We start from the raw sequence: 14,261 nt of genomic DNA, 5'->3' as shown, positions 1-14,261 counted from the left end.
ACACAAGACATGGCGACCTACTCATTCGATGCCCTCAAACTGGATGTCGCCGACGGGCGCATCGACACCGTTCTCGCATGTCTGGTGGATATGCAGGGCCGTTTGATGGGAAAGCGTTTTCAGGCGGAGTTTTTCGTCGAGAGCGCCTTTCAGGAAACCCATAGCTGCAACTATCTGCTTGCCACTGACATGGAGATGGAGACGGTTCCGGGCTACAAGGCATCGAGCTGGGAACGGGGTTACGGCGACTATACGATGAAGCCGGATCTTTCGACGTTGCGCAAAGTGCCTTGGCTGGAAGGAACAGCGCTGGTGCTGTGCGACGTGCTGGATCATCACACGCACGCCGAAGTGCCGCATTCGCCGCGTGCGCTGTTGAAGAAGCAGGTCGCACGTCTGGAGGCGATGGGGCTGAAAGCCTATATGGCCAGCGAACTGGAGTTCTTCCTGTTCGACCAGACTTTTGACGCGGCGCGTGCCAGCGGATACCGCAATCTCAATCTCGCCAGCGGTTACAACGAGGACTATCACATCTTTCAGACGACCAAGGAAGAAGATGTCATGCGCGCCCTGCGCAAAGGGCTGCAGGGGGCCGGCATTCCGGTCGAAAACTCCAAGGGTGAGGCTTCAGCCGGCCAGGAGGAAATCAACGTCCGTTATGCAGACGCTCTGACCATGGCCGACCGGCATGCCATCATCAAGAACGCGACAAAGGAAATTGCCTGGTCAAAGGGCAAGGCTGTCACGTTCCTCGCCAAATGGAACTACAGCGCGGCAGGAAGCTCCTCTCATATTCATCAGTCGTTGTGGAGCGCCGATGGCAAGACCTCCGCTTTCTTCGACAAGGATGCAGAGCACGGCATGTCCGAGCTGATGCGGCACTATGTTGCCGGGCTTTTGGCGCATGCCAGCGAAATCACCTATTTCCTGGCGCCTTATATCAACTCCTACAAGCGTTTCATGGCCGGAACCTTCGCGCCGACAAAGGCAATCTGGAGCCTGGACAACCGCACTGCTGGCTACCGTCTTTGCGGAGAAGACACGAAGGCGATCCGGGTAGAATGCCGTGTCGGCGGCTCTGACCTTAATCCTTATCTTGCCATGGCGGCATTGCTTGCGGCGGGCATTGACGGCATCGAAAATAAGCTGGAACTTGAGCCCGCCTTTGTCGGCGATGCCTATGGTGGAGAGGTGCGCGAGATACCCAAGACGCTGCGTGACGCAACGACCTTTCTGCACGGGTCGAAAATGCTGCGCGATGCCTTTGGTGATGACGTGATCGACCACTATGTGCGCGCTGCAAAATGGGAGCAGGAAGAATACGACCGCCGCGTGACGGACTGGGAAGTCGCCCGCGGTTTCGAGAGAGCCTAATCATTACGGGAATTTATCATGACAATGATCCAGAATATTTCGCCGATTGATGGCTCGGTTTATGCCGAGCGTGAGGCGATGCCGCTGGAGGCGGCGCGCGCCGCCGTCGCAAAGGCGCGCAAGGCTCAGAAGGACTGGGCTCGACGCCCGCTTGAAGACCGCGTGCAGCTTGTCTTGAAAGGCGTTGCACGGCTGAACGAGATGGTTGGAGAAGTTGTGCCGGAACTGGCCCACATGATGGGCCGTCCGGTTCGCTATGGCGGGGAATTCAAGGGGTTCAACGAGCGCTCGAACTATGTCGCATCGATTGCGGCGGATGCTTTGGCCCCTTTGGTCATCGAGGAAAGTGGCAATTTCGAACGTCGCATCGAGCGCGAGGCCCATGGCGTTGTCTTCGTGATCGCGCCCTGGAACTACCCCTACATGACGGCGATCAATACGGTTGCTCCAGCTTTGATGGCTGGCAACACGGTTGTTATCAAGCATGCCGCGCAAACCCTGCTGGTCGGAGAGCGTATGGTGCGCGCCTTTGTCGAGGCGGGTGTGCCGGAGGACGTGTTCATCAATGTTTTCCTCGATCATGCGACAACATCGGCGCTGATTTCCGAGGGGCTGTTCAACTTCGTCAATTTCACCGGATCGGTGGAAGGCGGTCGCGCCATCGAACGGGCTGCGGCTGGAACCTTCACCGGGCTTGGCCTGGAACTTGGCGGTAAGGACCCCGGCTATGTGATGGAAGACGCCGATATCGACGCTGCCGTCGATACGCTGATGGACGGCGCGACCTATAACTCCGGGCAGTGCTGCTGCGGTATCGAGCGTGTCTACGTCAATGAAAATCTCTACGATGCCTTCGTCGAGAAGTCCGTCGCCTGGGTTTCTAACTACAAGCTCGGCAACCCGCTGGAGCAGGAGACGACGCTCGGACCAATGGCCAACAAGCGCTTCGCCAAGGTCGTTCGCGCCCAGATCGCCGATGCCGTTGCCAAGGGTGCAAAAGCCTTGGTCGACGCAAAACTTTTCCCGGCCGATGACGGCGAGAGTGCTTATGTCGCTCCGCAGGTTCTCGTCAATGTCGACCACTCCATGGAGTTCATGACAGAAGAGACATTTGGTCCGGCCGTTGGCATCATGAAGGTCAAGAACGACGATGAAGCCATCTCCCTGATGAACGACAGCAAATATGGTCTGACCGCTTCGCTGTGGACGCAGGACGCCGCACGTGCGGGGCGGATCGGCCGCGAGATTGAAACCGGAACCGTGTTCATGAACCGGGCGGACTATCTCGACCCGGCGCTCTGCTGGACCGGCGTGAAGGAAACCGGTCGTGGCGGCTCGCTTTCCGTACTCGGCTTCCAGAACCTGACCCGCCCGAAATCCTACCATCTGAAGAAAGTCACGAAATGAATATCGTCGCCAACTGGAGTTATCCCACTGCCGTCAAGCTCGGACGTGGTCGCATCAAGGAACTGGCCGATGCCTGCAAGACACTTGGCATAAAGAAACCGCTGCTGGTGACGGATCGTGGTCTGGCCAATATGGCGATCACCGGCCACGCGCTCGACGTCCTAGAAGAGGCGGGTCTCGGTCGTGCGCTTTTTGCCGACGTCGACCAGAATCCGAACGAGATCAATCTCGATGCGGGTCTTAAAGTGTATAGCGATGGCGGCCACGACGGTGTTGTTGCCTTCGGTGGCGGGTCCGGTCTCGATCTTGGCAAGACCGTTGCCTTCATGGCCGGACAGACACGTCCTGTCTGGGACTTCGAAGATGTTGGCGACTGGTGGACGCGGGCCGATGCGTCGAAGATCGCGCCAATCGTCGCCGTTCCAACCACGGCGGGGACCGGTTCGGAAGTCGGGCGTGCCAGCGTCATCACCAACTCGCAGACTCATGTGAAAAAGATCATCTTCCATCCGAAGATACTTCCAGGCGTGGTGATCTGCGACCCTGAACTGACGGTCGGTATGCCGAAGGTCATCACGGCTGGGACAGGCATGGACGCGTTTGCACATTGCCTCGAGGCATATTCCTCACCGTTCTACCATCCGATGAGCGCCGGCGTTGCGCTGGAAGGTCTTCGGCTGGTCAAGGAATTCCTGCCGCGTGCCTATCGCGAGGGAACGGATATCGAGGCGCGCACGAATATGATGGCAGCGGCGGCAATGGGTGCCGTGGCGTTCCAGAAGGGGCTTGGTGCGATCCATTCGCTGTCGCACCCGATTGGTGCTGTCTACAATACCCATCATGGCATGACCAACGCCGTTGTCATGCCGGCGGTCCTGCGCTTCAACCGTCCGGCCATCGAGGACAAAATCGGCCGCGCGGCAGCGTATCTCGGTATTTCCGGCGGTTTCGATGGCTTCTATGATTACGTTCTGGAGCTTCGCAAGGAGCTTGGCGTGCCGGAAAACCTGACGGCCATGGGCATCAAGCCGGATCGTATCGATGAACTTGTGGCTGAAGCGATCAAAGATCCGAGTTGCGGCGGCAATCCGGTTGAAATGACCCTGGAGAACACAAAAAAACTGTTCGAAGACTGCTTTTAAAAGGCATTTGTGATGAAGCTGGAACTGCCCTTTTTCGGGCCTCTCATTGCGTTGGCGATTTTCAGCCTTCCCGTTGTCGCTCATGCTGAAAATTTTCAGGGGCTTTCCGGGCAAGGCTACAAGGTTGCTGCGCTGAGTAACAACAAGGCTGGCGTGAAGGGTTGGACCCTATCGAAAGGACCTGTTCGTTACTTTTGTGAGTTGCGAGCATCGTTGGCTTATTCAGGGAAGAACGGCATGGTTTCGTTCACCAGTGCGGGGCGTGTGATGACGCTTGATCGCGCCGCATTCGAAAAAAAGAATGGGTGGTCCTGATAAAAGCCTGCCGCGATATGAGGATCTTAAGGCCGGGCGACCACGACCGGTCGATGTCGGTTCGTGCCGCAAGCTCCGATAGTCGAGTAAGAAACCCGCGACGATCGCTGATCCTCGCGGGTTTTTACTGCGCCGCGAAACGATCTTATCCATTTGTTAACCATGATCGTTAAGCTTATGGAAAGCACCATGATTTGTCCGGTGCGCATGGGAGCATGATCCGGCTCCGATTTATCGGAGACGACATGTCTGTCATTACATTTGCCAACACCAAAGGCGGGGCAGGGAAAACAACTGCAGTTCTGCTGCTTGCAACAGAATTGGCCCGGGTGGGGCACCGCGTTACGGTTCTCGACGCTGATCCGCAATTGTGGATTTCTCGATGGTACGAACTCTCTGGTGAAATCCAGAACCTTTCCGTTATCTCGCACGTCACCATGGCCTCGCTGGAGGGCCATATTCGTGAGAACAGGATCAATACGGACTGTTTCATCATAGACTTGCCGGGAACGAAAAATCCGTTGCTGACCATGGCGCTCGGTATATCCGATCACGTCCTCATCCCCGTTCAGGGCTGTGCCATGGATGCGCGCGGTGCGGCGGAAGTGCTGGAACATATCGATTTCCTGAATCGCAAAATGGACAAAGCCATCTCACATTCCGTCGTGCTGACCCGCGTGAATGCGATGGTTGCCACGCGATCTTTGTTGCTGGTCAAAATGCTGCTGGCGGAGCGAAATGTATCGGTCCTGAACACGCCAATCGCCGAACGGGCAGCCTATCGCGATATTTTCGATTATGGCGGCACGCTGCACTGTCTTGATAAGGGCAAGGTCAGCAATGTCGACAAGGCGCAGGACAATGCCCGCGCGTTTGCGACCGAGGTGCTCAGTCTTCTTCCGCGTCGGATGTTGCGTTCAGGCGCGCAACCGCGTGCCATTTTCATGCGTAAGGCCGCCTGACACATCAGGACGGGCTGTCTTGTCCAAAGGCAGCCCAAATTTTTTCTTGATTTGGAAATGATCGTTTTCTATATAGCGATCATGAGCACGAAAACAGAAATTGCCAGTCAGGATCAGCGTCAACGCGGCAGGCCGCGTGAGTTCGATATCGAACCAGCGCTTGACGGTGCCATCCGGGTTTTTTCCGAGCGTGGTTATCATGCCACGTCGATCGGTGATCTCGCCATCGCGATGGAACTGGCTCAGGGCAGTATCTACAAAGCGTTCAAAGACAAGAAGGCTGTCTTCATCGCGGCGATGGATCGCTATAGAACAGTTCAGACAGAGCGGTTCGAACAGGCGATCGCCGGGCTTGGTACAGGTCGCGAGCGTCTGCGGGCTGGGATGATGTTCTATGCGTCTCGTTCTCATGGCGCCTCAGGGTCGGAAGGATGTCTTGTGGTCGGTGCTGTCGCGGATCTCGCAGCACTTGATGATGACATGGCTGCCGTTGTCGACAGGGCTGTGAAGGCGAGGGAAAAGATCATTTCGCGCATCGTGCGTGAGGGACAGCAGGATGGTTCCATCAATCCGGATGTTGATGCCGATGATTTGGCCCGGTCGATGTTGTGTTTGATGTATGGAATGCGCGTGGTCGGAAAAACCGGGCGGACGCTCGAGCAGATGATCGGCGTGGTCGATGTCGCGATGCGGCTCGCCCTTTGAATTGCCATTTGATTTTACGACTATTTAGGAAATGAATATTTCCGAATTTGGAGACTATGATGACGACACGGACGATTGAGGGGCAAGGGTTGCATGAGGAATCCATATCCCCCGCTTTGACATTCTTACTGGCCAGCGCCTGTGGGTTGATTGCTGCCAATCTCTATTACGGTCAGCCACTTGCAGGCATTATCGGTGCCGAACTCGGCCTTTCTTCGGCTGCCACCGGCCTGATCGTCACTTTGACACAGATCGGTTATGGCGTCGGCCTGCTGTTCGTCGTGCCGCTTGGAGATCTCGTCGAGAACCGCAAGCTTGTCGTCAGTGCTGTGTCCATGGCAGTGCTGTCACTTGTTGCTGCCGCCTTCGCGCCGCATGCCAGCCCCTTCCTGTTTGCGGCGTTTCTGATCGGGGTCAGTTCCGTTGCCGTTCAGGTCATTGTTCCCTATGCCGCCCATATGGCGCCGCACGCCATACGTGGTCGCGTCGTCGGAAACGTCATGAGTGGTCTGATGGTCGGCATCATGCTGGCACGGCCGGTGTCCAGTCTGCTATCGGAAGTCGTCTCGTGGCGGGGCGTCTATCTGGTTTCGGCCGTGGTAATGGCAATTCTTGCTGTCGTCCTGTTTCGACTGCTGCCGGTTCGACAGCCCGAGTCACGTCTGGGTTACGGTGCGCTGATGGCGTCAATGGGTAAGCTTGCTGTCAATACGCCGCTGCTGCAACGCCGCGCCATCTATCATGCCTTCATGTTTGCAGCGTTCAGTCTGTTCTGGACAACCACACCGCTTTATCTCAGCGGTCCGCACTTCAACCTGAGCCAGGGGGAAATCGCGCTATTTGCTCTTGCAGGTGCGGCGGGTGCCGTGGCAGCACCGATTGCGGGACGCGTGGCAGACCGCGGCTGGACCTATCCCGCAACCTTTGCGGCGATGGTCATGGTCGCATTGTCCTTTGCCGTCACGCATCTCGCGCCCGAAGGATCGCATCTTGCACTGGCCATCCTGGTCGTCGCCGCCATCGTTCTGGACTTCGGCGTCACAACCAACCTCGTGCTCGGGCAGCGTGCTATCTTCACCCTCGGCGCCGAATTCCGCAGCCGCCTGAATGGTATCTACATGGCAACCTTTTTCATGGGCGGCGCCATCGGGTCGGCAGTGGGCGGTTGGGCTTATTCGGTTGGAGAATGGTCGATCGCTTCCTGGGTCGGCTTTGCGATGCCTGTTGCGGCGCTTGTCTATTTCCTGACCGAGAAACGTGGATAACTGCTTCTTATGAAAAAGCCCCGGCAGCATCTGCTCCGGGGCTTTCTTTTTTGGGGTCGGTCAGAAACCTTACTCCGCGAATTCAACAACGACGCCGGGGCGCACCATTTTTGCCAGTTCCGTAGCGTCCCAGTTGGTCAGACGAATACAGCCATGGCTGTTGGTCTTGCCGATCTTGGATGGCTCGGGTGTGCCGTGGATGCCGTAGGTCGGCTTCGACAGGGCGATCCAGACGGTGCCAACAGGTCCGTTCGGACCCGGCGGGATTTGCAGAATCTTGTCGTTCTGGCCCTGCTTGAAGTTGATCTTCGGATTGTAGGTGTAGCCGGGATTGAGAGCGATACGCTCAACCGTATGCGTGCCACTTGGCGACGGGGTATCGGTGGAGCCGATAGTTGCCGGATAGGCTGCGATCAGATTGCCGTCCTGACCGTAGGCGAAGACCTGCTTGATGCCCTTGTGGGCAACAATGCGGGCGACCTGTCCCTTCTTCGTTTCGCCCGGGTTCACGACCTTGATGATCGTACCGGGAACAGTGAAGTCGACGCCGGGGTTCAATTCCTTCAGATAGTTCTCGTCCATATGGAAACGCTCGGCCAAGGCTTCCGAGGTAGACGTGAAAGACAGGGCAGGAAGCTGCGATTTCTCGGCATAGTCATCCGGAATGGACGCGACATAAGGACCGGCTGCATCGGCTGCCGTGATCGTGTAGTCGACAATCGGCATGCCGCCCGAAGAGCGCAGGCGTTCCAGAATATCGTCGGAATTGTTCGGATCGAGTTTTTCGCCGGTCATGTCCTGCCAGGCGGCGATGGCCTTGTTGACGTTGTCACCCATCTTGCCGTCTATCACGCCGGGCGAAACACCCTCGCGGTCGAGGAAGGCCTGGAGCGCAACGATCTCCTGACGTGAGCGATTGACCGGCGTCGTAACGGGTGTGTGCCGTTCGATCAGTCGATCTGGCTGCGGAACAGCTTCAGTTGTGGATTCTCCCGGCATAGGCTGGCCTAACGGCGCGCTTTCGACAGCACCAGGTCCAGGGACCGAGCCGGTATAAAGATCATTGTCGTTGCCGTCGCCGCGATATTCACGGTAGTCGCGCACGCTGCCATTGTCCTGATAACCGTAGTCACGCTGCGGTTCACGGTACTGACCGCCGGGCGCCGGCGGATAGTAGGTGGTGTCGCGCTGCGCCTGCTGACGCCGCTGTCCGTATCCCGGAGGCATTTCCGTTGCGAGCAGGTTACCATAACGGTCGTAAAGAACGGTCCGGCCCATGGCGTCGCGGCTGATGACAATATCGTTGCGGTCAGGCACGAAGTCGAGGACGCGGCCATCAGGAGTGACGAGAACCGGTTGTTCCTGGTAGCCATAACGCTGCTGCGCACCGGCCTGTAGCGGTGCAAGCGCGGCTGCCGCTGCAATCGTCAGGCCCATAGCTGCGTTAAGAAACTGTTTCACGATTCTGCAATCCTTGTTTCGGTCACCGACAAACACACCGCAATCTTGACCCTATTGTGAAAAAGGTGAATTCGGGGTTAATGCAATCTTAATTTTGCTGACGATTGATAGCGTTTGCGTGATCGCTGCGATTTTATTGCCACGGAGGAGGTTGTTTTGCGCGAGTTTCAGGCCGGACGTTCGCCACGTATTTTCCTTGATGAAACATCCGTTCTCGATATCGGTTCGCTGTTCGTCGGCGATACCGACATTGCGCCGGGGCGCGCCATTCCCGATGACGGTGATCCCCGTATCGATCACTCGCTTGAAGGTTTTCTGTTTACCTGCGGTCCTGACCATATTCGCCATCCCGAACCGATCGAAGGCAGTTCCGAAGGCCGGAAATATCCGCTGCATGGTTCCTTCTCCTCTCATCCTGCGAAGATCGTGGCATTCGAGGTTACGGAAGGAAATGCTCTGGCGCGGGCTGAGGTTCCCGTGACACTTGCCGATGGTGGGACGGCCCTGCTGGAGCGTGAGTGGCGGATAGATGGACAAAGCGGCGAAGTCAGCCTCTCTGACAGTGTCACCAATACCAGTGACGAAATACGGCCGGTCTTTCACATGTATCACATGAACGTCGGCGCGCGCCTGTTCGATGATGGCGTCAGGCTGGAAGGAGCCATGCTTGAAAATGGCGGGCACAGCTGGCGTTTTGGCGAGGAACCGGGCAGCGTATTTTGCGTGCCTGCGAGCCAAAGCGGCTCGGACTGGGCCGAGTTGACGCTTGGACCAATCGCCGCGATTGGTGGACGGTCGCTCAAGGTGGCGTTTCGCACCGATACGCTGCCTTATCTGCAGATGTGGAGAAACCAGAAAAGCCCGGCGAATGTGCTTGGCATCGAGCCGGTATCGCATCGCTGGGTTGGGCGCGATGACCTGCGCGCCGCGCAAGAGTTCAACATGCTCAAGCCGGGTGAAAACCGCACCTATGGTTTGCGCTTTTCTATTCTCTGAACTGCCTTTGAATTGGAACGGCGCGTCATTGACGCACCCGTTTTAACCCCTTACATCGGATGCGGATTTCAGGACTGCGCGGCACCCAGATGCGAGATTGCCGCGTTATCGGAGGATATGAAGATGGATATCAGACGTATCGACGACGAATATTCCGTAAGCGGCCAGATCAGCGTTGCCGACCTTGATGAGATCAAGGCGCAGGGCTTCAAGTCTATCGTTTGCCACCGCCCTGATGGCGAAGAAGAGGGCCAGCCGCTTTTTGCTGATATTGCTGAGCGCGCCGAACAGCTCGGCATCACTATCGTGCATGTGCCGGTCGGTCGTTTCGGTGTCGATGCCGATGCGGTTTCAGGCATGGTGGACGCGCTTGATGAGTTGCAGCGCCCCATGCTCGGTTACTGCCGTTCCGGCGCTCGCTCCACGGCGATCTACGAAAAGACCCATCATCTGCGCGGCTGACTGCCGGCACGCATTGTTATTTTAAAAGCTAGTCAACAGGAGTTTATATCATGACCATCAAGCGCATCGAGCCGGGCAAGCGTATGAGCGGCGCCGTTGTTCACGGCAACACCGTTTACCTGGCCGGTCAGGTTGGTGAAGGTGTATCCGTCACCGAACAGAGCAAGTCTGCTCTTGCTGAAGTCGATCGCCTGCTGGCTCTGGCTGGTTCCGACAAGTCGAAGGTTCTTCAGACGATCATCTACCTCTCCGACATGTCGACTTTCGGTGAAATGAACGCTGTCTGGGAAGGCTGGATCGACCCGGCAAACCCGCCGGCACGTGCCACGAGCGAAGCAGCTCTCGCAACGCCTGACTACAAGGTTGAGTTCATCGTTACGGCTGCTCTCTAAGTCGCCAGATGATCTGAAAAAGAAGGCCGGTCGGGGAAATACCGACCGGCCTTTTTGTTTGTTTTGAATCGCCTGGTGCCGTCAATTCGAAGGCTGGCTTAAAGCCTTGGCAAATTGGTTCAGGGTCTCCACACGCGTGTCGAACCAGAGCCGGGCGAGGTCGCTGGCAGAGGCAAGATTGATGCCGTCGGGATCGATCGTCGTAATCGACCAGCGCCCGGTTTTGGCGCCTGCCAGAACCGCGAGGCGAGAGGCTTCACCCTTGATGGCGTTCAGGCGCGTGGCTTCCGTCTCTGCTGCCGCCATCAGCTCTTCAGCACCGGAGAGCTCCGTCTTCAGGTCATCGGGCGTGATGTTGCTCGCGTTACGGGCCGGGCCACCATTGATCTGCACACCCTCGATTCGCAACCGGTAGAGCTGGGTGTCCGGTAACGACAAATAGAGTTTCGCCTTCGGATAACGCGCGATGTAACGCGCCTTTGCGTCTGGGACATCGTCTTCGCCAATCAGTTCGGCCTTGCCCACCAGAGTCAGTCTCGGCAAGGTCAGCGCATCGCCCTTGTTGAAGGGGGCCAATGTCAGGGAAATACGTGGGTCGGCTTCGATATTGCGGGCGTGCAATGCCAGTCGTGCTGCGAAAAAGAACGGCGTCCCATCCGGGTCGATCGCAACGTTGGTTGCCGTCGTATAGGGGTATCCGCTGACCGGGTCCAGCGTCGCAAGCGCTGCAATACGGGATGTGTGCAGGACATCGCGGGCAACGCGCACGGCCTCGAACGGTGCGCCAGCCGAGGCTTCGATTTTTGCGCCGCGGGGCGTAATAACAGGCGAGACTTGATCCGGCATGCTGTTTCCTGAGTTTTTAAATCAAGTCAGGATTTACATCATGCCGGAGGCTTGTCCATGGCTCTTATCAAGTCCGATTGCGAATCTGTGTCAGCGTCCGGGCAGGGGTAATGGCTTCGGCGTCGAGTTTGACTTCGATGATCGCCGGTTTGCCGCTGGCGCGGGCCCGCTCGTAAGCGGGGCCGAAATCGTCTGTCTTTGCCACCAGTTCTCCATGGCCACCGTAGGCCTTGGCGAAAGCGACGAAATCCGGGTTGACGAGATCGGTTGCGCTGACACGACCGGGATATTCCCGCTCCTGATGCATACGGATGGTGCCGTAGGTGCCGTTGTTCACCAGCACGGTGATGATCGGCAACCCATATCTGACAGCGGTTATAAACTCCTGTCCGTGCATCATGAAGCAGCCGTCACCGGCAAAGCAGACCACTTCGCGTTCAGGAAACAGGTGTTTGGCGGCGACCGCTGCCGGCAGACCGTAACCCATCGACCCGGAGGTTGGCGCTGATTGCGTGTTGAAGCGGCGGAAACGGTGGAAGCGATGCAGCCAGGTGGCATAGTTGCCAGCGCCATTCGTGAAGATTGCATCTTCGGCAACGTTGGCTTCGATCCAGTCCATGATCGGACCCATCTGCACCGGGCCGGGACCGGTTTTGGGCGGGCTGGACCATTTCAGATAGGCGTCGTGCATCGCGGCGGTACGATTTGCCCAGACAGGGTTGGACGGCGCTTCCAGTGTATCGAGCGCATCGACAAAATCAGTCGTTGACGCGCAGATGGCGAGATCGGGGCGATAGATGCGGCCGAGCTCTTCCGCTTCCGGGAAGACATGCACAAGGGCCTGCGAAGGATAGGGGATATCCAGCATGGTGTAACCGGAGGAGGGCATTTCCGACAGCCGGCTGCCGAGAAGCACGATAAGGTCGGCCTCCTTGATTTCCTTCGACAACGCGGGATTTATGCCGATGCCGACATCGCCCGCATAGGACGGGCTGAGATGGTCGAACAGCATCTGGCGACGGAACGAGCAGCCGACCGGGAGTTTGAAGCGCTCCGCAAACGCCTTGAATTTCGAAACGCTTTCTTCCGTCCAGCGTGTGCCGCCAACGATCACCATCGGACGCTTGGCGTTGCCAAGCAGTTCGGCAAATTTTGCAATCTGTTTCGGGCCGGGATGATTTTCGACCGGCGTGTAGGCTTTGGCTGCCGGGGCCTCGACTTCTTCCACCAGCATGTCTTCGGGAAGCGTCAACACCACCGGCCCGGGCCGTCCGGATGTGGCAACGGCAAAGGCGCGGGTGACAAATTCGGGAATGCGACGGGCATCATCGATCTCACCCACCCATTTGGCGAATTCGGTGAAGGCGCGGCGATATTCCACTTCCTGAAAGGCTTCGCGTTCGCGTGCGTCGCGCTGGACCTGGCCAATGAACAGGATCATCGGGATGGAATCCTGACGGGCGATGTGGAGGCCCGCCGAAGCGTTGGTCGCGCCGGGACCGCGTGTCACCATGCATATGCCGGGCTGTCCGGTCAGGCGGCCCCAGGTATCGGCCATCATCGCAGCTCCGCCTTCCTGACGGCAAACGATGGTCTCAATGCCGCTATCGTAAAGCGCATCCAGAACCGCCAGATAACTTTCGCCCGGAACGCACGAGACGCGCGAGACCCCGTTGGCCTTCAACGCATCGACAATCAATTCTCCACCCGTTTTCTTCATTGTGCCGACATCCTCCCTTCGATCTCCTCCAACTCGACCAATACGTCCTGCTGATGTTCTCCCAGACGCGGGCTTGGCCGTTCGTAACGCAGGGGCGTTTCCGACAAAACGATCGGTGTACGAACCCCCGGAATGGTGGTGCCATCTGCTGCTTGCAGATCGACGCGCAGACCTCTGGCCTGTACCTGCGGATCGGCAAACATTTCCTCGATCGAATTGATTGGACCAGCCGGAACGGCATTTGTTTCGCAGGCCGTCAGAAGGTCACGTTTCATCCATTTGAGCGTTTCTGTCGATACGATCTGTCGGACATCGAGCTTGTGGGCCACACGGGCCTTATTGGTTGCGTAACGCTCGTCATCTGCGATCGTGTCTATGCCGAGAATTTTGCACAGGCGGCGGAATTGCCCATCGTTGCCAACGGCGAGAATGAGAAAGCCATCGGCGGTGGGGACGACCTCGTAAGGCGAGATGTTCGGATGTGCGTTGCCAAGCCGAACCGGTGCCTTGCCGGAAATCAGATAATTCATGTTCTGGTTGGCCAGGACCGCTGACTGCACGTCCAGAAGCGCCATGTCGACGTGCTGACCCTCGCCGGTGCGCATGGCATGGATGAGTGCAGCCTGAATTGCGGTGACGGAATAGATGCCGGTGAAGATGTCGGCGACCGCTACGCCTGCCTTCATCGGCTGGCCGTCGGGCTCGCCGGTGATCGACATGAAACCGGACATGCCCTGGACGATGTAATCGTAACCGGCAAAATCCGCGTAAGGGCCGGTCTGCCCAAAGCCGGTGATGGAGCAATAGATCAGTTTGGGATTGATTGCCTTCAGACTGTCGTAGTCGAGGCCGTATTTCTCCAGCCCGCCGCGTTTGAAGTTCTCGATGACGACATCGGCGGTTTTGACGAGGCGGCGCACCAGTTCGCAGCCTTCCTCCGTCTTGAGATCGGCGACGATGGAACGCTTGCCACGATTGGTAGCGTGATAATAAGCGGCGGACAGATTGTCCCCATCGACACTCTCCACAAAGGGCGGACCCCAGGCGCGGGTGTCGTCGCCGCCCTCGGGATTTTCGACCTTGATGACATCGGCACCCATGTCCGCCAGCATTTGCCCCGCCCATGGGCCGGCCAGAACGCGGGCCAGTTCGATAACGCGGATGCCGGAAAGGGGCGGTTGTTTCTCGGTGATCTGACGGGTCATATCCTCAGC

14 protein-coding genes are annotated in these 14,261 nt (G+C 57.7%); 10 read left to right on the top strand and 4 right to left on the bottom strand.

The features are described from left to right. The first annotated feature begins 9 nt into the window (after nt 1-9). The 7 genes from HWX89_RS20715 to HWX89_RS20685 all read left to right on the top strand — a co-directional run bounded on the left by HWX89_RS20715 (nt 10) and on the right by HWX89_RS20685 (nt 7,170). Nucleotides 10-1,374 (top strand): glutamine synthetase family protein, encoded by a 1,365-nt coding sequence (locus HWX89_RS20715; protein WP_138791022.1) that lies wholly within the window; start codon nt 10-12, stop codon nt 1,372-1,374. A gap of 18 nt (nt 1,375-1,392) precedes the next feature. Beyond that, nucleotides 1,393-2,781: an aldehyde dehydrogenase family protein gene (locus HWX89_RS20710; RefSeq protein ID WP_138791021.1), complete on the top strand. Its 1,389-nt coding sequence runs from the start codon at nt 1,393-1,395 to the stop codon at nt 2,779-2,781. Further along, nucleotides 2,778-3,923 carry an iron-containing alcohol dehydrogenase gene (locus HWX89_RS20705; RefSeq protein WP_138791020.1) on the top strand — a complete coding sequence of 382 codons (1,146 nt, stop codon included), beginning with the start codon at nt 2,778-2,780 and terminating at the stop codon, nt 3,921-3,923. Before HWX89_RS20710 ends, HWX89_RS20705 begins: the two co-directional genes overlap by 4 nt. A 12-nt stretch (nt 3,924-3,935) precedes the next feature. Next, on the top strand, nt 3,936-4,238 hold the full coding sequence (locus tag HWX89_RS20700; protein WP_246705221.1) for a hypothetical protein: 303 nt from the start codon (nt 3,936-3,938) through the stop codon (nt 4,236-4,238). Nucleotides 4,239-4,483: 245 nt separating this feature from the next. Next, entirely contained in the window at nt 4,484-5,200 is a 717-nt protein-coding gene (locus HWX89_RS20695; RefSeq protein WP_138791019.1) for an AAA family ATPase, read from the top strand. 81 nt (nt 5,201-5,281) lie between these two features. Then, a complete protein-coding gene (locus HWX89_RS20690; protein ID WP_400965143.1) occupies nt 5,282-5,905 on the top strand; it encodes a TetR/AcrR family transcriptional regulator in 624 nt (207 codons plus the stop codon). Between the two features lie 59 nt (nt 5,906-5,964). Further along, a complete protein-coding gene (locus HWX89_RS20685) occupies nt 5,965-7,170 on the top strand; it encodes an MFS transporter (RefSeq protein ID WP_502707607.1) in 1,206 nt (401 codons plus the stop codon). Between the two features lie 69 nt (nt 7,171-7,239). On the opposite strand, the gene HWX89_RS20680 is transcribed toward HWX89_RS20685, so the two are convergent. Next, complete coding sequence (locus HWX89_RS20680) at nt 7,240-8,631, bottom strand: L,D-transpeptidase family protein (RefSeq protein ID WP_138791016.1); 1,392 nt, start codon at nt 8,629-8,631, stop codon at nt 7,240-7,242. A gap of 156 nt (nt 8,632-8,787) precedes the next feature. On the opposite strand from HWX89_RS20680, the gene HWX89_RS20675 reads away from it, so the two are divergent. From HWX89_RS20675 to HWX89_RS20665, 3 genes are all read left to right on the top strand, one after another. After that, nucleotides 8,788-9,627 carry a DUF4432 family protein gene (locus HWX89_RS20675; RefSeq protein ID WP_138791015.1) on the top strand — a complete coding sequence of 280 codons (840 nt, stop codon included), beginning with the start codon at nt 8,788-8,790 and terminating at the stop codon, nt 9,625-9,627. 123 nt (nt 9,628-9,750) lie between these two features. Further along, a complete protein-coding gene (locus HWX89_RS20670) occupies nt 9,751-10,089 on the top strand; it encodes a protein tyrosine phosphatase family protein (protein WP_138791014.1) in 339 nt (112 codons plus the stop codon). Between the two features lie 50 nt (nt 10,090-10,139). Beyond that, nucleotides 10,140-10,481 carry a RidA family protein gene (locus tag HWX89_RS20665; protein WP_138791013.1) on the top strand — a complete coding sequence of 114 codons (342 nt, stop codon included), beginning with the start codon at nt 10,140-10,142 and terminating at the stop codon, nt 10,479-10,481. A gap of 81 nt (nt 10,482-10,562) precedes the next feature. Here the strand turns inward: HWX89_RS20665 and HWX89_RS20660 are convergent, their stop codons facing one another. From HWX89_RS20660 to caiB, 3 genes are all read right to left on the bottom strand, one after another. Further along, nucleotides 10,563-11,327 (bottom strand): HugZ family pyridoxamine 5'-phosphate oxidase, encoded by a 765-nt coding sequence (locus HWX89_RS20660; RefSeq protein ID WP_138791012.1) that lies wholly within the window; start codon nt 11,325-11,327, stop codon nt 10,563-10,565. Nucleotides 11,328-11,394: 67 nt separating this feature from the next. Next, entirely contained in the window at nt 11,395-13,047 is a 1,653-nt protein-coding gene (locus HWX89_RS20655) for a thiamine pyrophosphate-binding protein (RefSeq protein ID WP_138791011.1), read from the bottom strand. Beyond that, a complete protein-coding gene (gene caiB, locus HWX89_RS20650) occupies nt 13,044-14,252 on the bottom strand; it encodes a succinate--glutarate CoA-transferase (protein WP_138791010.1) in 1,209 nt (402 codons plus the stop codon). Before caiB ends, HWX89_RS20655 begins: the two co-directional genes overlap by 4 nt. Nucleotides 14,253-14,261: the final 9 nt, after the last annotated feature.

The organism is Rhizobium sp. RM (assembly GCF_013390595.1).
Taxonomy (GTDB): Bacteria; Pseudomonadota; Alphaproteobacteria; order Rhizobiales; family Rhizobiaceae; genus Agrobacterium.
This window is presented reverse-complemented; position numbering and strand designations above follow the sequence as displayed.

Bases quoted from the DNA above. Each gene is read 5' to 3' on its own strand.
- HWX89_RS20655 (WP_138791011.1), bottom strand. From the start codon at position 13,047: ATGAAGAAAACGGGTGGAGAATTGATTGTCGATGCGTTGAAGGCCAAC.
- HWX89_RS20670 (WP_138791014.1), top strand. From the start codon at position 9,751: ATGGATATCAGACGTATCGACGACGAATATTCCGTAAGCGGCCAGATC.
- HWX89_RS20690 (WP_400965143.1), top strand. From the start codon at position 5,282: ATGAGCACGAAAACAGAAATTGCCAGTCAGGATCAGCGTCAACGCGGC.
- HWX89_RS20700 (WP_246705221.1), top strand. From the start codon at position 3,936: ATGAAGCTGGAACTGCCCTTTTTCGGGCCTCTCATTGCGTTGGCGATT.
- HWX89_RS20685 (WP_502707607.1), top strand. From the start codon at position 5,965: ATGACGACACGGACGATTGAGGGGCAAGGGTTGCATGAGGAATCCATA.
- HWX89_RS20695 (WP_138791019.1), top strand. From the start codon at position 4,484: ATGTCTGTCATTACATTTGCCAACACCAAAGGCGGGGCAGGGAAAACA.
- caiB (WP_138791010.1), bottom strand. From the start codon at position 14,252: ATGACCCGTCAGATCACCGAGAAACAACCGCCCCTTTCCGGCATCCGC.
- HWX89_RS20665 (WP_138791013.1), top strand. From the start codon at position 10,140: ATGACCATCAAGCGCATCGAGCCGGGCAAGCGTATGAGCGGCGCCGTT.
- HWX89_RS20710 (WP_138791021.1), top strand. From the start codon at position 1,393: ATGACAATGATCCAGAATATTTCGCCGATTGATGGCTCGGTTTATGCC.
- HWX89_RS20705 (WP_138791020.1), top strand. From the start codon at position 2,778: ATGAATATCGTCGCCAACTGGAGTTATCCCACTGCCGTCAAGCTCGGA.
- HWX89_RS20660 (WP_138791012.1), bottom strand. From the start codon at position 11,327: ATGCCGGATCAAGTCTCGCCTGTTATTACGCCCCGCGGCGCAAAAATC.
- HWX89_RS20715 (WP_138791022.1), top strand. From the start codon at position 10: ATGGCGACCTACTCATTCGATGCCCTCAAACTGGATGTCGCCGACGGG.